Origin of the sequence: Ancylobacter oerskovii (genome assembly GCF_018390555.1) — a bacterium.
Taxonomy (GTDB): Bacteria; Pseudomonadota; Alphaproteobacteria; order Rhizobiales; family Xanthobacteraceae; genus Ancylobacter; species Ancylobacter oerskovii.
In genome coordinates this window covers 99902-116761 of sequence record NZ_JAHBGB010000044.1, presented here as the reverse complement: position 1 = coordinate 116761, position 16860 = coordinate 99902, and the positions used below count along the sequence as shown (strand labels likewise).

21 protein-coding genes are annotated in these 16860 nt (G+C 68.0%); all 21 read right to left on the bottom strand.

From position 1 onward, the window contains the following. Nucleotide 1 precedes the first annotated feature (1 nt). Nucleotides 2-532, bottom strand: a complete 531-nt coding sequence (locus KHC19_RS21570; protein WP_213355461.1) for a hypothetical protein — start codon at nt 530-532, stop codon at nt 2-4. Beyond that, nucleotides 529-2613 carry a phage tail protein gene (locus tag KHC19_RS21565; protein WP_213355460.1) on the bottom strand — a complete coding sequence of 695 codons (2085 nt, stop codon included), beginning with the start codon at nt 2611-2613 and terminating at the stop codon, nt 529-531. Before KHC19_RS21565 ends, KHC19_RS21570 begins: the two co-directional genes overlap by 4 nt. Then, entirely contained in the window at nt 2610-3227 is a 618-nt protein-coding gene (locus KHC19_RS21560) for a phage connector family protein (RefSeq protein WP_213355459.1), read from the bottom strand. Before KHC19_RS21560 ends, KHC19_RS21565 begins: the two co-directional genes overlap by 4 nt. A gap of 78 nt (nt 3228-3305) precedes the next feature. Further along, on the bottom strand, nt 3306-3581 hold the full coding sequence (locus KHC19_RS21555) for a hypothetical protein (RefSeq protein ID WP_213355458.1): 276 nt from the start codon (nt 3579-3581) through the stop codon (nt 3306-3308). Nucleotides 3582-3643: 62 nt separating this feature from the next. Then, nucleotides 3644-4519, bottom strand: a complete 876-nt coding sequence (locus tag KHC19_RS21550; RefSeq protein ID WP_213355457.1) for a phage capsid protein — start codon at nt 4517-4519, stop codon at nt 3644-3646. An 83-nt stretch (nt 4520-4602) separates the two neighbouring features. Further along, nucleotides 4603-5469: a hypothetical protein gene (locus KHC19_RS21545; protein WP_213355456.1), complete on the bottom strand. Its 867-nt coding sequence runs from the start codon at nt 5467-5469 to the stop codon at nt 4603-4605. A gap of 18 nt (nt 5470-5487) precedes the next feature. Further along, complete coding sequence (locus KHC19_RS21540) at nt 5488-5847, bottom strand: hypothetical protein (protein ID WP_213355454.1); 360 nt, start codon at nt 5845-5847, stop codon at nt 5488-5490. After that, nucleotides 5844-7472, bottom strand: a complete 1629-nt coding sequence (locus tag KHC19_RS21535; protein ID WP_213355452.1) for a portal protein — start codon at nt 7470-7472, stop codon at nt 5844-5846. The genes KHC19_RS21540 and KHC19_RS21535 overlap by 4 nt, the downstream gene beginning before the upstream one ends. Continuing rightward, a complete protein-coding gene (locus tag KHC19_RS21530) occupies nt 7472-7714 on the bottom strand; it encodes a hypothetical protein (protein WP_213355450.1) in 243 nt (80 codons plus the stop codon). Before KHC19_RS21530 ends, KHC19_RS21535 begins: the two co-directional genes overlap by 1 nt. Before the next feature lie 44 nt (nt 7715-7758). Continuing rightward, entirely contained in the window at nt 7759-8118 is a 360-nt protein-coding gene (locus KHC19_RS21525; RefSeq protein ID WP_213355448.1) for a hypothetical protein, read from the bottom strand. Then, on the bottom strand, nt 8115-9695 hold the full coding sequence (locus KHC19_RS21520) for a hypothetical protein (protein WP_213355446.1): 1581 nt from the start codon (nt 9693-9695) through the stop codon (nt 8115-8117). Before KHC19_RS21520 ends, KHC19_RS21525 begins: the two co-directional genes overlap by 4 nt. Nucleotides 9696-9994: 299 nt before the next feature. Continuing rightward, complete coding sequence (locus KHC19_RS21515) at nt 9995-10588, bottom strand: hypothetical protein (RefSeq protein ID WP_213355445.1); 594 nt, start codon at nt 10586-10588, stop codon at nt 9995-9997. Between the two features lie 579 nt (nt 10589-11167). Next, on the bottom strand, nt 11168-11470 hold the full coding sequence (locus KHC19_RS21510) for a hypothetical protein (RefSeq protein ID WP_213355444.1): 303 nt from the start codon (nt 11468-11470) through the stop codon (nt 11168-11170). Further along, complete coding sequence (locus tag KHC19_RS21505; RefSeq protein ID WP_213355443.1) at nt 11467-13332, bottom strand: hypothetical protein; 1866 nt, start codon at nt 13330-13332, stop codon at nt 11467-11469. Before KHC19_RS21505 ends, KHC19_RS21510 begins: the two co-directional genes overlap by 4 nt. 11 nt (nt 13333-13343) lie before the next feature. Next, nucleotides 13344-14039: a hypothetical protein gene (locus KHC19_RS21500; RefSeq protein ID WP_213355442.1), complete on the bottom strand. Its 696-nt coding sequence runs from the start codon at nt 14037-14039 to the stop codon at nt 13344-13346. A gap of 12 nt (nt 14040-14051) precedes the next feature. Continuing rightward, on the bottom strand, nt 14052-15149 hold the full coding sequence (locus KHC19_RS21495; RefSeq protein ID WP_213355441.1) for a DUF7146 domain-containing protein: 1098 nt from the start codon (nt 15147-15149) through the stop codon (nt 14052-14054). Between the two features lie 2 nt (nt 15150-15151). Continuing rightward, nucleotides 15152-15766: a hypothetical protein gene (locus tag KHC19_RS21490; RefSeq protein ID WP_213355440.1), complete on the bottom strand. Its 615-nt coding sequence runs from the start codon at nt 15764-15766 to the stop codon at nt 15152-15154. Continuing rightward, entirely contained in the window at nt 15763-16029 is a 267-nt protein-coding gene (locus tag KHC19_RS21485; protein ID WP_213355438.1) for a hypothetical protein, read from the bottom strand. The genes KHC19_RS21490 and KHC19_RS21485 overlap by 4 nt, the downstream gene beginning before the upstream one ends. Next, nucleotides 16022-16264, bottom strand: coding sequence for a hypothetical protein (locus KHC19_RS21480; protein WP_213355437.1), 243 nt, complete (start codon nt 16262-16264; stop codon nt 16022-16024). The genes KHC19_RS21485 and KHC19_RS21480 overlap by 8 nt, the downstream gene beginning before the upstream one ends. After that, nucleotides 16265-16666: a hypothetical protein gene (locus tag KHC19_RS21475; RefSeq protein WP_246549333.1), complete on the bottom strand. Its 402-nt coding sequence runs from the start codon at nt 16664-16666 to the stop codon at nt 16265-16267. It lies immediately after the preceding gene. Beyond that, a complete protein-coding gene (locus KHC19_RS21470; RefSeq protein WP_213355436.1) occupies nt 16663-16860 on the bottom strand; it encodes a hypothetical protein in 198 nt (65 codons plus the stop codon). The genes KHC19_RS21475 and KHC19_RS21470 overlap by 4 nt, the downstream gene beginning before the upstream one ends.

The following is a 16860-nucleotide window of genomic DNA, read 5'->3' as shown; positions in this document are numbered from 1 at the left end:
GTCAGCCCCGATTGTACATGGTGATGCCGGACTGCAGGATGCCGCCGGCGGCGGTGAGCGCGCCAGCCTTCCGCACCGCCGTGGCCTGGGAGCGGAGGTTCGCTGCCCGGGCGCGCAGCTGGGCGGCGCGATAGTTCTGGTCGGCACGATCGACAGAGAGTTCCGTCGCCGCGGCCGTCTCTGCGCTCTCGTTCATGTCCTGGGCGATGCCCGAGGAGATGTCGATGCCGGCGGCGGCGGCGTTGACGTCGTTCTGGCCCAGCACCGTGAGCAATTCGCGCTTCATGGCGGTACGGCGCTGCAAGCCCAGATTGTCTTCGCGCTTGGCGTCGAGCTCGACCTGTGCCGCCTGTTCGCGCATGCTGTCCGCCTGGGCGTTGGCACTCGCCAAGCTGCCGAGCACGCCGATGACCGACGCCGCCCCCGACAGAATCGACAGGGCAGAAACGCCCGTGGTCGCCGCACCGGCAACGGCACCGGCAGCGGGCGCGGCCGCCGATCCGAAGGCGAAAAGCGGAGCGATGAAGCTCATAGCGCGGCCTCGACAACGATGGATTTGAGGGTGAGCCGCCCGGGCCGCACTTGCGTGATGGTCACATAGGGGTCATCGCGGAAGCCGCGCAGGTTGCGGATCGAGCGGCGCCCGGTGAAGCCCAGGGAGAGCTCGGGCGTGCCGGCCTCGATACTGTCTATCGGGAACAGCGGGATATCCCGCGCCGGCCCGCCATTGACGGCGATCGCCACGGACGTGGTGTCCTCGAGGTTGAGATGCACCGAATGGATCCGTCCCTTGCCGACAACGACGATTTTCGGCCCGACCTCGCGCGCCAGCGGCAGCGTGGAGATCCGCGGCGGCGTCCAGCGGCCGACCGTCACCGAGCTCGCCACCTTGCCGATCGTGATGCTGCCGCCGGCGACAGTGAACGGGCCGAGCACGTCGCCATCCGCGATCGCCCACACCTCGGCGCCTTCGAACAGCGTCAGGCCGCCGACAACGGTGCCGGGCGGGTCGAGCGTCACCGTGGTCGCCTGGTCGAGCAGCTGCCCCTCTTCGAACACCTCGAGGCTGCCGAGGGCTCCCGCGCCGGCCGAACGCTGCGCAAGCACCATGAGATCGTTGCGGCCATTGCAGGAGACGGCGAGGAACTGGCCGTCGCTGGCAACCTGGCTGAAGGCCGTCACCTCCTGGTCGCGCAGCAGGGTGCCGAGCACCAGGCTGCTATCCTCGCGCACCAGGCCGATCCGGTTGCCCTGCTGCGAACCGGTCTTTCCGCGCACCGCGAGATCCACCACGTCGCGCACCAGGTGCGGCGCCAGGAGGCCGAGATCCCCGGTCACATAATTGCCGGACACATCCGTCCAGCGGAGCTCACCGATCCCGCCACCTTCGGAGAAGGCGAACAGCACCGCCCCCTCGTTTTCCGCGATGGCGCGGCCGCGCGCGCCGTTGCGGCTGGCCTCGACATGCACCGGCGGCGACGTCTTGCTCAGCTCGCGATCGGAGATCGAATATTCCGCCTCGCTGGTGAGGATCAGCAGATCCCGGCCGGCGACGATCCGCTCGATCACCTCGCCGCCCGACGTGTCCATCGGCACCATGAAGGCGCCGGCGGCGGTGTCGAGACGCTGATCGAGGTTGAAATAGTCACCGATACGGGAGACCAGGTAGGCATTCGGGATGCCGGCCAAGCCGCCCAGCAGCAGGCGCTGCTGATAGAAGGCGGCGCAGCGCGGCCAGCCCCGCACGTCCGAGATCACATCCTCGCCGGCGGTGACGCCGACCGTGCGCTTGGAGCACACCACGGCGGCATCGGCCTTGTTCACCACGCGGCCGGACACCGCCCAGTTGTCGCCGGTGTTCTCCGCCCCGGTAAAGATCACCCGGAACCGGTCCTCGCTCGCGGACAGCACCAGGACCTGGATGCCGGGCCCGACATTGGGAAGGTCGAGCAGCGCCGCGAGAATGGTGGCGGCCGTCTGGTCAGCGTCCTCCACGGTGGTGGAGGTGATGCTCGCTCGCAGCGCCGTCGTCTCGGCGTTGTTGACCGTCAGCGTCCAGATGACGTCCGCATTGTTCGGCGGATCGCCCTCTCGGAACCCGATCAATTCGATGTCCCACTCGGCGGCGACACCGTTGGTGTAGGCCCCGCCATAGTCGTAGAGCGGAATGCCCGCCAGCGGCGCCGCCTCGAGCACCCAGCTGGTCGGCCCGAAATGCGCCAGCCGCATGGTACGCTTCGCGGCATGTGTGAGAATGGCCGTGTCGAGCTGCTGCGCCACGACCAGGTCGGCCAGCTGGCCGACCGTGTAGTCATGCACGGCGCTCGCCTGCAGGATACCGCCCTGGTAGATATCGAAGGCGCCGGCCCGGGCCACGATGTCATAGACCGCGCCATTCGAGGCGGTGAAGCCGAACAGCCGGCAGGCCGACATCGGAAGCTGCGCCCGGTGACGCAGGCCGGGACGCACCTTGAGGCCGCCCTGTGGCGTGATGTCGACATTGACGGCCTCGCGCAGGCCGACCCAGAAATATTTGAAGTCGTCGCGCTCCCACACCGATCCGGCGAGCTCGCCGGCGGTGAAGGCGGATTGCTTGCGGCCGCTGCGCTTCATCCGCGCCACGCCGCGCTGAACGGGTTGTGCGCCACCGGCAAGGCCTTCGCCGGGGTGCGGAACGCCTGGTTGCGGATGGCAACGCCGATCGCCCCGCCGCGGAAATTCTCGGAAGGATTGCCATAGGCGTTGACGCGGAGCTGCGCCCGGAGATCGTCATTCGACGCCATCGACATGGCGAGCTCGGCGGCGATCGCCAGGATGACGGCCTCGCGAAAGGCCCCCGGCCAGCGCAGCGGGTGCGGCCGCACATGGAAATTGGCATAGAGCGGCTCGACGGACGCGAGTAGTGCCGGCCCCTGCATCGCCCAGTGCGTGAAGGCCTCATTGCGGCGGGAGAGATCCGCGTGCACCGATAGCGGATCGCCGACCACATCGGTCGGGAGTTCGTAGATGTGCGTAAAGCCAAGGATCGGCGAGGTGACGCCGGCGCGCTTGGAAAGCTGGCGGAGCTCGATGTTGAAGCCCCACGGATGGAGATCGAGGCAGAAATCGACAACGGCGTTGTAGACGAGCTCGACGCTGTCATCGCCCATGATCTCGTCGAGCGACTGCGGCGCCTCTTCGCCGATGCGAACCGCCGCCATCTGGACGATTTTCAATGGATCGAACATGGAGCACCGCGCCGCTGAAAGAGGTTGGCGGCCGGGGGTCCGCCTCCCCGGCCGCCCTCAACCGTGCCTGTCGTCGGATCAGGCGACGGTTTGAGCTGCGATCGTCACCACGGTGCCGGTATTGCTGGTGACGACATAGGTTTTCGCTTTGGTCGCGGTGCCGACCTCGAGCGAGGCGAAGATCTTGGAGCCGATCGAGAGCAGGCCCGCCGCGGCATTGAAGTAGCCGCCGGCCTCCACGGCCGCGGCCGCGTCCGTCGTCTGGTAGTCGAACAGCCCTTTGACGGATCCCGCGCCGGTGCCGATGACGCCGCCGTCCGCGAAACGCTTGAGCCCCTGCATATTGAAGGCCATGGTGCCTCTCCGAATGAGTACGTGAAGGAGGAACCGCCCGGCGAGCCGGGCGGCGCGAGGCCTCAGTTGAGGGTGATGGCGGTATTGGACGGCGCGCGCAGGCGCACGATGCCCTCCTGCTGCAGCAGGACGTTCGCCCCCTTGGACAGCATGTTCACCTCCCAGCAGGTGAACTTGTTCAGCCAGGTCCAATAGGTCTTCAGCTCGGTGTGGGGCGCATGGCCGACCGCTTCCTTGTGGTACAGGAAGACGTCGAACTTGTTGGCCGCCGGCACCGGGAAGAAGCTGTCCGACAGCAGGAACCAGTTGACGCCGTTCCAGAAGCGGGTGTCGGTGCTCTTCACGAAGGGCAGGTCCTGCCCGACGTGATCCGACGAGTTGACCACCTTCGCGCTCAGAAGCTGGTTCCAGAGCAGCGACGGCAGCGGGCAATACACCTGCCCTTCCCACGGCACGTCAGCCGCCTGCAGGCGCTGGCACATGGTCATCGCGGCGGCCGCGTCGAACGCCGTGGTGCCGAGATCGATGAAGTTGTTGCCGGCCGTGGCCGCGCCGGTGTTCAGCACGTTCATGATCTCGCGGTCGGCCGAGCGGCCGAGCGCCATGCCGCCCTGCTCGAAGATTTTCTCCTTCTCCTGGGCGCCATTCGGGTCGGCCGCGCGATCGCTGTCGTAATCGTGCACCTCGTCGAAGAACTGGAAGGTCTTCAGCGGAGCGCCGACGATGCCGCGGCCGGTGTTCGCCGGGGTCGCGGCCTGGCCGCGCTGGAATTCCTTCGCTTCGCCCTTACCGACCAGGCGCCACTTGGCTTCGTTGGCCTCGATACGGTCGGCACCGGCGACCGTGCCCTTCAGGCGGTTGCCCTTGGCCTGGTAGATGTGCTGCGCCCGCTTGTTGAACTGGGTCACAAACCAGTTCGGCATTTCCGTCGTCGCCATGGATGGCCCCTCGCGATGTATGAGGAGCCGGTGGCGGCGCCGGTCCCCTGATGAGGACCGACGCTAAGGCGCGCGCGCGGGCGTCAACCGTAGTGCTTGCGATAGCCCTCGTCGTACCGCTTGCGCACCGCCGGGTCGTATTTGCTCGAGCTCGGGTCGACCCGGGGATCGCTGTCGAGCGCGTGGAGCTCATCCTTGGACATGCCGGCACCGGAGGGGCGGCTCTCCGGGGTGATCTTGATGCCGTCCGCCGTCAGCATCCCCTGCAGCTTGTCGATCAGGCCGAGCCCGTCGGCACTGTCGGTGAGCACGTCGAGGGCGACTTGCTCGCTCTCAGAGAGGCCGAGTTGCTTGCCGAGCCCCGTCGCCCAGGCCTGGCGCTGCGAGAGCTCGCGCGTGAGCGCCGCCTTGTCGGTGACGCCAATCGACTGGCCCCACGTCTCGAGCTCCTTCGCCGGGTTGAAGGGCGCCGGGATCACGCCGTTGGCCAGCGCCGGCCCGAACACGTCGGTCATGAGCCCCGAGAACGCCTTGGGCGGGATACCGTGCTTGATGGCCGCCTCACGCGCCGCCGCATAGAGCGGATCGTCGGCATTGGGGAACGCCGCTGTCAGCGCATCCTTATGCTCACCGTCCCAGGCGATGACATACTCGGCTGCCTCGCCCGGCGTGGTGGCGGTTTTCAGCGCGCCGTGCAGCTTGTCGATGGTCTCACGATCATTGGCGCCAGCGAGCTCGTCGGAGAGCCCCTCCGGCCGATAGGCCGCCCCCGCGTCGCCACCACCGGCAGCCGCGGCCGCGGCGGCCGCGGCAGCGGCAGCGTCGCCACCACCGGCGCCGGCTTCCGCACTGGCGGCCGCCGCCGCGTCGGCACCGCCCCCGCCGCCGTCATCGGCACCGAACGCGACATGTAGAAAGGCGGCACGGCCGAGAAGATGAGATATGCGCATGGCGGATCCTCATGAGGGTCAGGTGCGTGGAGGGAGCGTCTCGCCGTGGCCCTCAGCGACGAGACGCAGAATTTCGAAGGCGAGCTCGTTCATGCCCTCGCGCTTGGCGCCCATCAGGGCGACCTGGCCGGGGGACATGCCGGGCTGCACGAAGAAGGTGACGCGCCGCAGCGTGCGCGCGACGATCCAGTTGAGCGCGGCGCGCCCGTCGTCGGTGGCGGCCAGACGTGAGAAGCAGGCGGCGACGCGCTCGCGTTCCTGACGCTCTTCCTTCCGGGCTTTCTTGGACTTCTCGACCTGCTCGGCCGTCATCTGGTCGAACTGGCGGAAATCCCCCGCCATGACGGCGGCCACCATATCCTCGAGCGATTGGTTCATACGGCGGTCTCCGGCGGCGGGGCGGTGGCGGCATCGGCAGGCCCGGCCAGTGCGGCGCCGGCCTGGACGAGAGGAGCGATCTGGCCGCCGAGCTGGGCGGCATTGGCGATGGCCGCCGCCTGGGCGTCGGCCTGGCGCATCCGCTCACGCTCCTCGGGCGTGACGATGAACTGTTGCGGCACGTCCATGACGCGGCCGACCTCGAGGAGCGCCTCTTCGTCTTTCACCACCAGCTTCGACCGCTCCTGCAGGAGCATTTTCGTCATCTCGACCCACTGGATGATCTTCTGCGCCCGGCTGGTTTCACGGGCGATCGCCAGCGGCGACGAGACGCTGACGCGCACCAGCAGCTGGTCGATCGGGGTTTCGTACTGGATGAGGCGCCGGGCGTAGGCGATCTCGATCAGCCGCTTCACCAGCGGCACGATGATCTCCGCGACCAGGCGGCCGAAGGCGCCGAAATGGTCATTGGCGAGCCGCTTCACCCGCTCGAGGATCTCGGTGGCGGAGCGCACCGCCGCCCCGTCCGGCGGCAGCGACTGGTCCATCATCGCCGCCTGGACGCCGAGCTTCATGTCGTTCAGCACCAGGTTGGACAGGTCGATGCGCGGCTCGGGGAATTTCTGCACCGAAGGGCCGAGCGTGCCGCCATTGCGGGCGACCTTCCAGAACATGCCCGGCGCGATCGGCGAGTGGTCGGGGTTGAATACGCCGTCGTCGATCGCCGTGTAGATGCCGATCATGGCGATGGCGGCCGCCTGCAGCGTATAGCGCTGGGCGGTGTTGAGAGTGCGGATCGTCGGCATGGCGAGCATGACGGGTCCACGCCCGTACACCTCGCCCGACACCTTGAAATAGCGCGGCGTGAGCCACGGACAGGTGCGATAGGGCTTGACGCTAAGGGGCGTGTCGTTCTGCTCGCACCAGACGGTATGCACCCAGCGCTTCTTTTTCGGATCCCACACGGTATCCTGGAAGAGCTCGACCTCGGTTTCCGGCTTCTTTTCGAAGGTTTCCGACAGCCAGGTGCCGAACTTCGCCCGCGGCCAGGTCTCGCGGATCGACCGCACAGACCATTTCCGCTTCCAGAATATGGCGCTGATGTCGCCATAGCCGCCAGCCTCGAGGAGGATTTCCGAGATCGGCGCCGTCATGAAGCGGGCGAGCTTCTCGCCCTCCCCCTCGAGGATCAGCATCGCCCCGGTACCGGCCGACAGGTCGAGCGCCATTTCGGCGAAAGCATTGTCCCATTCGCCATCCAGCAGCGCCGCGGCGATGACGTTGCGGACCCCGTCGAGCTCGCGCGCGAGGTCGTCGCGCAACTTCTCATCCGTCACGAGCGGTCCGGGCTCGAGCTTGAAGAAGGTATCTCCCGGCGGCACCAGGTCCGATTGCAGCTTCCCGCCGAAGCGGAACGCCGAGACGATGGCCGTGTGGTCGTAGACTTCGCTGACGCGCTCGGCCCCCGGGCCATCGTCGCGCGTATCCTTCCGGTAGGGGATGGCGTATTTGAAGGCGTCATCCAGCAAGGGCTGAAACTGGTCGCGGATCGTCTGGGCGTTGCCGCGCCGCGCTTTCAGCGCCTTGATTTCACTGGACTGCCCGCCGGCGGCCTCCTCCGCCATCAGGAAGCCCCGCCGAACGTGCTCGAGCCGGTGCCGCTGTCACCGAGCGCCGGCGGCTGCAGGAAGGTGAGGAGGCGCCGCCCACGCTGGCCGCTCCCGCTCGATTTAGCCTGATCGACCTCGGCCTGCGAGCGCGCGAGCTCGGCGAGCTGCCGCCGCTGCGCCGCCGCCGCCTGCTGACGTGACAACTCCGCCGCCCGGTTGCTGGCGCCGTCATCCCCACCACCGAAAAGACTGCCCATGGCGCACCTCCTGATGAGGCGACGCTACGGCCCGGGCGGCAAGGTCAACCGTGGCGAACCCAGACGGCACCGGCCTCCGGCACGAAGCCCGCCAGGCGCGCGATCCGCTCCCCCGCCGGCGTGCGGATCTCGACGCGGATGGGCATCGGCTGGCCGTCGAGCGTCGAGCGGATCGCCCGCAGGATTGCCACCAGGTGACGCGCCGCCGCCGGCGTGGCGACGAACCAGGCACCGCCACCCGGCAGGATGCCGCCGGCCGCGAAGGCCTCCCCCTCGTCGCTCCGCAGCGACCACGACGCCCCGCGATCGCGCTGCGAGCGCAGCGCCGCCCATTTGAAGGCAGAGCAGGAGCCCGCACAGATGGCGAGATCGATGAGCGAGGCCGGGGACACCAGCCGGCTCACCACCGGCTTCTCCCGCTGCCGATGCCGATGCGGTGCGGGTCGAACGACCCCGCCGGCAGACGCGACCCGCTATTGTGCCCTATGCGGCTATCCGGCTGCTGGCGGCCGCCGGCGCCCGCCTCACGCACCACGCCGGCACGGCCGCGATAGCCGAGCACCAGGTATTGCAGCCCATCCATGGGGTGGGACGCGGCGTTCTTCTCCGGCGTGGCGTCGAACTGCCCGTCGATCCGCTTTTTGTAGCGGTAGGCCGACGACATCGCACGGATCGTGATCTTGCAGTGAGGCGACACCAGGAACCGAGGGGATCCATCGTCGAGCATGTGCCGGAGCTCCTGCGAGACGGCGCCGATGCGCAGCGACAGCTCATTCGAGATCGGGATTTGCACCGCGATGCCGAGCACCGCGCTGATCGCCTCAAACCAGGCAAGCTCACCACCTTCCCGATCGGCGCCATATTGCGACGCCGGATCCGCCCAGGCGCGATAGTTTCGGCCGGAGCGCACCGGGTAGCGCCGGCGGTCGAACAGGTCGAGCAGCGCCTCGCCGAAGCGATCGGCACCATAGCCATGGCCGAGATACAGCTCATCGATCACGCGGATCTGCCCGCGCGGCGTTGGCTGCCCTATGACGGCCGCCGGGTGCAATCCGGCGTCGAGACCGATCAGCACGTCGAGATTGGGATCCGGGTCGAGCTGGCGCGCCGCAACGTGACTGGCGCGATTGAACGCCGGAAACACCGGCTTTCCCTCGCGCGAATAACCGAACTGATTGTCGACGAAGCGCCGCACAAACCAGTCCTCTTGCGTCTCGATCATGTTTTCATAGTAGCCCGGTTCAAGATTGCCGAGATTTTCAGCGTCAGCATGCCGGCCGGACGGCTGCGCATACAGGATCCGGTTCGGCTTGCCGTTCTCCATGAAGGTCGAATACACCCAGTTGTCTTCGTCGGGCGCATTCAGATCGCCAATAACCTGCCGATGGCGCGGCTGCGAGGCGTCAGCGAGATCGACGCGGGCGGGATAGCGCCCGACGCGCTGCTCGACGGCGGACAAGGCATCCTCGCCGAGAGTGTCCGCCTCGTTCAGCCAGGCGCCGGATATTTCGAAGCCGCGCAGCACCTCGGTGATCCGATGCTCGCCCAGGCCGATGAATATCGTCTCGGCTTCTGCCGTGGTGCCGTCGAGCAGCCGCCAGCGCAGCACATGCGTGACCGGTCGGTCATTGCCGCCCTGCCAGCTCGAGCCGGGATAATTCTTCGGGAACCACTGCTGCCAGCTTTTCAGCACTGTCCGATCGGCGTCGCGGAACGACGTGCGCACCACGACCCAGCGCGAGCGCCGGACGCCCTTCTTGTCGACCGGCATGAGGGTTGCCGCCAGGATCCGCTTGAACACGCACGTCGTGGTTTTTCCCCCGCCCACCGGCCCCATGAGGAATTGGGTGAGGTCACGTTGGTTGTTGAGAAATGCCTGGGACACTGGACCCGGCGGTCGATAGCTGAAAATATCGAAGCCTTCATCGAGCTCTAGGTCCGCCACCAGTGAGCGCACATCGTCGTCGGACAGCTCAGCCATTTCGCGCGCCCTCCCCGGCCTCGGCCTGACGCACCGCGCGGGCGACCCGCACCCCCACCCCATTCCGCTCCAATTGGTTCGCGGCCTCGAAACCCGGCACCGCCGCTGAAAACCGGATCGGTGTGCGCACCGTCCCCCCTGAGTGGGGGGGCGGGGGCGGCTCGGGGAAGGCCTCCGGCTCGACCCCCCGGGGGGGTGCGGCGCGCCCGGCGGCGCGCCGGCCGGCGGCGGCGCCTCGGCCGATCGGGTCCGATATCCGAGCGAGGGGGACGGCCGACACCGGACACGTGCATTGATTTTCAATCATCGTCCTCATCCCCCGCGAAGCCTTGATCCGCCTCACTTTCACCGGGTCGTGAGACGGTCGCGTCATGAGACGCTTCCGCCTCGCCCACGCTAACCCCTTGATTTTCCAAGAGCGGCAGGCCGGCCGAGAGCGCACCGTCGCGGCGCCCGCCATCGATGCGCCCGCGGTCGATATCCAGCTGGTTGCGGCCGGCCTCGATGATCAGCACCGGCAGCTGCTCATCGGGCTGCACCTCGACGTTCGGCATCTTGCCGTGCAGGAAGGGCATGAGCTCCGCCGCCGCCCGCAGCCGGATCGCGCGCGCCTCCGCCAGGGTAATCCGCTCGGTCCGCACCGAGCCATCCGGCTCGCGAACCCGCTGGCTTAACAGGGCTTGCAGGTCGCCATCCGCCATCGACATCGTCTCCGCCAGGACGACGGCCGGATCGCGGTAGCCGAGGCCAGCGAGGTATTCCCGCAGCTGGCGCTTTGACCGCCCCTCGGCGCCGGCCGGTCGCCCGGGCGTCCGAAGCCGCAGCGGCTCGATGCCCGGCAAAGCGGCCTGCCCGGCGCCGGGAATTTTTTCGTCGTCGGTGCCGTCCGCCATCCCGCTCAAAACCCCCTCGAAATATTCACTTCCGCCACCCGCGCCCTAAACACCGCCGGGCAGGGTGTTTCCGAAAGTGTTTCCGAAATTCCCCTGCAATTCTCGACACTTACAATCCCGTAAACACCCTAAACACCGTAAACACCTCTATCTCTCTTTATGCGCGCGCGCGTGCGAGCGCATATACGTGAGGCCGATCCGGTGTTTACGGTGTTTAGCCATGGCTATTTGGTCGGATTGTCCTGATAGATCAGCGCCTTGCGCCTAAACACTTTCGGAAACACCTCGGAAACACCTGCCGTCTGGTGTTTCCCCCGCACCCGACGCCGGCCGAACCCACCGCCAAGTTTCCCCGATCCTGAGCCGCAAGGAGTAACGTCAACCGCATGGGGCCGGGGTGCATGGCAGGAGCAGGAGGGACGGACGGGTGCGGGTTCATGCGCGGCCGATCGGGTGCGGGATGGGGATGATCAAGCGGAGCCGGCCTGGTCGGCCGGCAAGTTGATGCAAGAGAGCGCGCCGCGGGCGCGCTAATCGGCGCGGCCTGGCGGCCGCTGATCTATGCAGGAGGCAAAGCGCTCAGTGCGCGCCAGGATGGCGCTCACCGCCTAAGCAGACGGTGAGCTCAGGGACGTCAGGCTCACGCGCTTCGCGGCCCTGCATCTGCACAGGCACAATCGTCACCAATCGGAGCTCCGGGGCCTTTCCGGCCGCCACCAGCTTCTGCAGGATCTTCTCGACGTACTCGGATCGGGGAAGAAACGTCGTCGCGCCGGCGAGGCTCCACGCCGTCATCACACGACGTCCCTTGCCGAAGCGACAGAAGTACCGAGAACCGATCTTGATGACGTAGGCTGTCGCGAGAGGATCGGGTTTCATCATCCCTCCATCAACTTGAAAAAATCATCCAGCTTGACCAGCGTGCAGCGCTGTTGCACGCCGCCGATCTTCCGATTGTTCTTCTTCTTGTCGGTCACGACGATTTCGGGCGGCCCCTGCCGCAGCGAGCCCGCCCAGCCGCCGACGCCGGCGGCGCCGGCCCACACCGAGCCGTCGAAGAGCTCGGCCAGCAGCGGCGAATTGTTCGGCACCGAGAGGATCAGGCCGTGGGACAAGTCGGGATCCCGGTGCAAGCCGAGGCCGGCCTGCGCCATCAGGCGCACCGCCTCCTCCATGTTCACACCGCCGTCCATCTTGAGACGGCTCGTCTCGAGCACGTCCTCGACTAGCTGCCCGATCGTCTGGCGCGCGCCGTGGCGCCAGGCCGGCACTCTCGAGGTGAGGATGTGCATGATGCATTTGCGCCAGTTGTCCTCGCGCTGGACGTGATCCGGCAGGGCATCGACGCCGAGCAGATCCGCCCACTTCTCGATCGCGTTCACCCCGGCCTCGGCCATGGCGTCGTCGCCGAGCAGCAGATGCGCGGCAGCGAGGAGCGTGCCGTAGGTATCCTGCCCTCGCGTGTCGTGCTTCCCCTTGAACAGCGCCGCCTTGTAGGCATGGAGGAGTTGCGGCCACTGGTCCCAGCGGTCGACCAGGCGCCGCAGGATCCGCGGGCCGATAGTGTCGGCCGCCTCGAGCACCGGCGGCGAGGCGATCTTCTCGGGATCCAGCCGCTTGAGCGTCAGCACGCCGAGCCGGGAAAGATCCTGCGGCGGCAGCGGCGGCGCGACGATCGCGGAGAACAGGAAGGGCGAGCGCGCCTGAAATTCGGTGCCGGTATTGTCCTGGCCGCCGCGCAGCATCAGCCCGCCGGACGCCGAGAGGCGGGCGAGGTTCACCACGCCGATGACGCGCTTGTTGTCGGCACCCGCCTCGAGCTCGTCGACCGCGACGGGCAAGGCATCGGTGCCAATCCGCTGATAGATGCCGGCCGGCGTGGTGTCCGTCGCCTGGACGAGCATGCCGCCCAGGACGGCCTTGATCAGCCGCTGCAGGTGGGATTTGCCGGTGCCAGCGTCGCCGACCAGGAAGATGCTCGGCCGCCATTCGAGGGCGCCGCCGATCATCGCCACGACGATCCAGCCGACGACGAGCAGCGGATCGACGTCCGGCCGCTCCCACGACCAGGTGCGCAGGATCTCGACGAGCTTGAGGCCGGGAGAGGCGTCGTCATCAACCGGTCGCGCGAAGGGATGCGCGATCGACGGCCGGCGGGGATAGAAGAATTCGCCATGCTCGCCGGTGTCGATCCGCTCGACCCCCATATACAGGGCATCGCCACAGTGCAGCACCAGGCGGCCATCCTTCGTGGTCCATGCGCCGCGGCCGCGGATCCGCTCGACGGAATTCCACGGCCCCTTGAGCTTGCAGGCCTGAAAGAGATCCTGACGCACGAGCTCGGCGCGCCAGCTGGTGACGCTGAAACTCTCGCCCTCCTTTTTCGGCGGCGAGATCTTCGGCCACGCCCAGTAGAGATAGTTCGGCCGCGAGCCGAACAGCCGCTGGATGACGTCCTGGCCGAACTGCCGCCCCTCGGGGACGGAGAACAGCTGGCCGATATCGTCGATGAAATGGAAGGTCTGTCCGTCGACGCCGAGCGGATGCACCGGGCAGCCCGGCGGCAGGCCGAGATCATCCTCGAGCCCGCGCGCGCGCCACTGGCCCGGCGGAATGCCGTCCCGATCCGCACCGATGGGCGGGTCGGGGATCGCCTGGCGGCGCTCGACACGAGCCCGCACGCGATCGACAACACCGCCCACCACGCCGGCGACAACGCCGGCGCTCGACTTCCGCTCTGCCATGGCGTGGATGCTCAGGCGTTGGCGTCGTCGGTGCTGGCGGCGTCGGCCTCACCCTCGACGGGTTCGGGCGGCAGATCCACCTTCGCCGGCATGGCGGCCGACATCACCGCCGGCGCGGCGGCGGGCGCCTCCGCCGCCTTGCCCTTTTTGCCCTTGCCCTTCTTCTTCGCCTTGTCGGCCGCGTCCAGCTGCAGCGCCGCCACCCGCACCGGGTCCTGGGCGGGCTCACGGTCCACGTCGAAGATGCTCTCGGCCACCGCCGGGATCCGCGCCGGCGGCGTCACCGTCGCCCCCTCGGCCGCGCCGTCCTCGAGCGTGTCATAGACCTTGTTGCTCACCAGGCCGAACACCTCCCACGCCTTGCGACGGCCGATCGACAGCCCATCCCAATCGCTGCCGAGCGCGGCGAACACCTTGCGCTCGGCCGAGAGGCGGAACAGCACCTCGCCGCTCGGCGGGCGATAGGTGACGGCGAGCCGGGTGATGCGCTCGAGCATGTCATCGGTCTCGCCGAGGATCATCTCGCTGGCTGCCGCTGCGACGATATCACCGGGCAGGAACCACAGCTGCGGATAGGCGCCGCTGTCGTCGCTCCCCTCGGCCGAGATCTCCTCCCGGCCGAGCGTCATCATCACCGCCGTCGCCGAGCCATGGCCGCCGGCCAGCGCCGCCTGCACGAAATCCTCGATCAATTCGCCACGATACATGACTTCCCCCTGTCAGAGCGCGCCGGCGGCCGCCGCCTGCGCCAAATCGTTGAAATCCTTGCCGTGCGGGGACGCGACCCACTCGCAGGGCTTGCCGAAGGAGCGGATCCGATCGAACCCCTCGTCGAACGCCAGGGCGGCCTGCGGCTTCTCCCAATCATTGTCGCGGAGCACCACGTAGCCGGCTGCGCAATCGAGATCGGAGAGGTACGGCAAGTAATAGAGGCTCAGAAACGCCGCCACCCGCGCCGTCGGCTCGCCCATGGCGGCGGTGAGGCCGTCCTCGATGCCCTCGCCCAGGATCACGATCGTCTGCTCGCCACGCCGGCCGGCATCGACGAAGCCGTGCTTCGAGCCGCCGCGCGAGAGCCACACCAGGCCGCCGGCGATGCCGCGCGGCCAGATCTTCCGCGGCGGCTTCACCGGCGCCTTGTCGGATCCGTCCGGCTGCAGCCAGGTGCGATGCGTGCCGATGATGTCGCCGGCCCGATCCACGATGCCGGCGACGATGCAGGGGAACTCCTGCCCGCTCTCGACGTGCTTGTGTGCCGGGAGCCAGCGCAATTGCGACGGCACGCCGCCGATCCGCTGGAAATCGATCGCCCGCGCCTCGGTCAGATAGCGCCACGCCGGCGAAGGCGCCGCGCCGAACACCGGCGGCGCGATCGGCTTGCCGGCCAGCCAGAGAGCCTTGGCGCGCCGGCGCTGCTCGTCGAGCTCGCGCTCGTCCTCGTGCGAGGTGCGCGCCGCTTCCTCGCGCCACTCGACCCGCCGCGCCAGCAGGGCGGGACCGCGGAGCTCGCGCACGCCGGTACGATCCGCCAGCCAGCGGATCGCCTCGCCGGGGCTCAGCTTCAAGGCCAGCTGGACCAGGTGGAAGATATCCCCCTGCTCGCCCGTCGCGCTGTCGCGCCAGAAGCCGGCGCGGGCGCCCTTCACCAGCACGAAGAACGAGCCCACGCTCTTGTCGAGCCGGCCCGGGTTGCGGCAATGGTAGTAATTGCCCGCGAAATAGCCCTTGGGATCCGGCAGCAGGTGCTTGACCAGGTCGAGCATGCCCGCCCTCGAGGCGGCACGCACATCTTCGATGAACTGGCGATCATCGGCCATGCTCACCCCCCGAGACCGGAGGCGAGCAACGTAAGCTCGCGATCGCGGACGGGATTGTCCCGCCGATCCTCGACGCGACGCATGGCCTTGCTTACCGCCTGTTTGCTGATGCCGGCGACGGCGCCGGCGTCGGTCATGGTGACGTTGTGCTGCGTCACCAGGAGATAGATCGCCGTGTGCCGCGCCTCGGCCGCCTGCAGCCAGAAATCATCGCCCTTGAGGTTGGCGTGCGGATCCGCCGCCAGCACCCGGGAGGGCGAGAGGCCCATGTCGATCGACACCAGGCTGACCGTGGCCTGCCACAGCGACAGCAGCGAGAGGGCGAGCTTGCGCTCCGCGTCGGCCTGGTCGATGAGCCGCTCGAGCGCCGCCTCGAGGAGGCGCATGGTCGAGAGGCGCGGCGCCTTGATGCCACGTCGGGCATATATGTAGCCGCGCAGACCGACGCCGGCGGCACCGACAAGCTGCTCGAGGCTGACGCCGGCGGCGGTGCGCCGGGCATCGAGCGCGCGGAAGGCCGCAAATTTTTTTTCGTCGGGCCGGGGCCGCCGACGCATTTGCGTCGAGACGGTTGACAAAGTGCATGCACTTTTAAGGAGGGCGGCGGCGCGGGTCATGCGAACACCCCGGCTTTCTGAGCATCGAGCCGCCGACGCAGCTCAAGATAGGTGGCGGGATGCATGACCATCGTGTCGCCGACCCGGTAGATCGCCGGATCCGGCGTGACGGTGACATCGATGTTCTGGCGGTGCCCCCGGCGCCGGCGACGCGCCGCGCGGGACGGAGAGCGCACGCGCGACCAATCCTCGATCGTGCGCTCGAGCAGGCGGCTTTGGACGATACGCAGGCCCATATAGGTCGGCCCACCAAAATCAATCATGCCCGCCCTCCGCCGCCCGATAGGCCGGGCATCCGACACAGTTTCGTTCAGGCTCGACCGCGACGCCGGCCGCCGCCAGGCGCAACAGCCACAGGGGCGCGCCGGCGAAGCGTTCCGGGTACATGTCCGGCCAGGTGCACAGGGCCACGACGTCGACGGACTGCGGGCCGTCGCGATCGACGACGGCGGGCCCCTCGGATGGCTCGAGGAAGGTGCAGGGAGGGAGGGAGGCCATCTACACCTCCGCCCTGGCGGCGGCGCGGTCGATGCGCTCGATCTCGGCGATGATGAGGGCAGCAGCCCGTACCAAGTCGCGGCGCGGATCCTTTGGCTTCCACCAATCGAGCGACCAGCCGCGAGGCCAGAGGCGCGGCACGGTGAACGCGGCGCCGGCGACACGGCGCAGTAGCGTCGGCCGGGCGGCGCCTTCGCAGTAGCTGCCGGCCGCGAGAGCAAGCTCCCCGTCGGCGTGCTGGTCATCATGCTCCGGCGTCCAGCCCTCTTCATTCCACTGCCGATCGCGTTCGTTCATCACGTCGATCATCGCCTTGGAAAGGTCGGTCGGGTCGATCCAGCCGGCCTCGATCGCCGCCTCGAATGGGCTATCGTCGGGCTCGCCCCATGCTTCGTAGCTCATTGCGAGTCCTCCCTCGGGAAGCTGGGCTGCAGACCGAGCGCCCGGAAGCGCTCCACGAGGCGCTCCTCACGCGCCAGGAAGCGGGCCAGCACGTCGGGATCCGCCTTGTCGGCGATCGACAGGCGCATGAACTCTTCCGAATTTGCCTTGAGCTGCCGTCGAAGATCGGCTGCGTCGGGATGCTCGAGCACCAT

Bases quoted from the DNA above. Each gene is read 5' to 3' on its own strand.
- KHC19_RS21570 (WP_213355461.1), bottom strand. From the start codon at position 532: ATGAGCTTCATCGCTCCGCTTTTCGCCTTCGGATCGGCGGCCGCGCCC.
- KHC19_RS21530 (WP_213355450.1), bottom strand. From the start codon at position 7,714: ATGGGCAGTCTTTTCGGTGGTGGGGATGACGGCGCCAGCAACCGGGCG.
- KHC19_RS21555 (WP_213355458.1), bottom strand. From the start codon at position 3,581: ATGGCCTTCAATATGCAGGGGCTCAAGCGTTTCGCGGACGGCGGCGTC.
- KHC19_RS21540 (WP_213355454.1), bottom strand. From the start codon at position 5,847: ATGAACCAATCGCTCGAGGATATGGTGGCCGCCGTCATGGCGGGGGAT.
- KHC19_RS21470 (WP_213355436.1), bottom strand. From the start codon at position 16,860: ATGGTGCTCGAGCATCCCGACGCAGCCGATCTTCGACGGCAGCTCAAG.
- KHC19_RS21545 (WP_213355456.1), bottom strand. From the start codon at position 5,469: ATGCGCATATCTCATCTTCTCGGCCGTGCCGCCTTTCTACATGTCGCG.
- KHC19_RS21475 (WP_246549333.1), bottom strand. From the start codon at position 16,666: ATGAGCTACGAAGCATGGGGCGAGCCCGACGATAGCCCATTCGAGGCG.
- KHC19_RS21565 (WP_213355460.1), bottom strand. From the start codon at position 2,613: ATGAAGCGCAGCGGCCGCAAGCAATCCGCCTTCACCGCCGGCGAGCTC.
- KHC19_RS21505 (WP_213355443.1), bottom strand. From the start codon at position 13,332: ATGGCAGAGCGGAAGTCGAGCGCCGGCGTTGTCGCCGGCGTGGTGGGC.
- KHC19_RS21495 (WP_213355441.1), bottom strand. From the start codon at position 15,149: ATGGCCGATGATCGCCAGTTCATCGAAGATGTGCGTGCCGCCTCGAGG.
- KHC19_RS21515 (WP_213355445.1), bottom strand. From the start codon at position 10,588: ATGGCGGACGGCACCGACGACGAAAAAATTCCCGGCGCCGGGCAGGCC.
- KHC19_RS21535 (WP_213355452.1), bottom strand. From the start codon at position 7,472: ATGGCGGAGGAGGCCGCCGGCGGGCAGTCCAGTGAAATCAAGGCGCTG.
- KHC19_RS21520 (WP_213355446.1), bottom strand. From the start codon at position 9,695: ATGGCTGAGCTGTCCGACGACGATGTGCGCTCACTGGTGGCGGACCTA.
- KHC19_RS21480 (WP_213355437.1), bottom strand. From the start codon at position 16,264: ATGGCCTCCCTCCCTCCCTGCACCTTCCTCGAGCCATCCGAGGGGCCC.
- KHC19_RS21490 (WP_213355440.1), bottom strand. From the start codon at position 15,766: ATGACCCGCGCCGCCGCCCTCCTTAAAAGTGCATGCACTTTGTCAACC.
- KHC19_RS21560 (WP_213355459.1), bottom strand. From the start codon at position 3,227: ATGTTCGATCCATTGAAAATCGTCCAGATGGCGGCGGTTCGCATCGGC.
- KHC19_RS21500 (WP_213355442.1), bottom strand. From the start codon at position 14,039: ATGTATCGTGGCGAATTGATCGAGGATTTCGTGCAGGCGGCGCTGGCC.
- KHC19_RS21510 (WP_213355444.1), bottom strand. From the start codon at position 11,470: ATGATGAAACCCGATCCTCTCGCGACAGCCTACGTCATCAAGATCGGT.
- KHC19_RS21550 (WP_213355457.1), bottom strand. From the start codon at position 4,519: ATGGCGACGACGGAAATGCCGAACTGGTTTGTGACCCAGTTCAACAAG.
- KHC19_RS21485 (WP_213355438.1), bottom strand. From the start codon at position 16,029: ATGATTGATTTTGGTGGGCCGACCTATATGGGCCTGCGTATCGTCCAA.